The sequence below is a fragment of the Saccharothrix sp. ST-888 genome (assembly GCF_000955975.1).
In the GTDB taxonomy this organism is placed as follows: Bacteria; Actinomycetota; Actinomycetes; order Streptomycetales; family Streptomycetaceae; genus Kitasatospora.
In genome coordinates, this window is record NZ_JYJF01001104.1 from 1 (window position 1) to 254 (window position 254).

Annotated in this window: 1 protein-coding gene; it reads right to left on the minus strand. The window is 73.2% G+C overall.

The window, feature by feature from the left end:
* Positions 1–254, minus strand: a 254-nt coding sequence (locus UK12_RS35805) for a beta-ketoacyl synthase N-terminal-like domain-containing protein (RefSeq protein WP_156179194.1), incomplete at both ends; no start/stop codon positions are given.

Below are 254 nucleotides of genomic sequence, written 5' to 3' on the forward strand. Positions count from 1 at the left end.
CGTCCGACAGACGCTCCAGCACCAGCACCCCCACCCCCTCGGACCACCCGGTACCGTCCGCCGCATCCGCGAAGGCCTTGCACCGACCGTCCGGCGAGAGCCCGCCCTGGCGGGAGAACTCCACGAACATCCCGGGGGTGGACATCACCGCCGCCCCGCCCGCCAGCGCCAGCTCGCACTCCCCGGAACGCAGCGACTGCGCCGCCAGGTGCAACGCCACCAGCGAGGACGAACACGCCGTGTCCACCGTCACC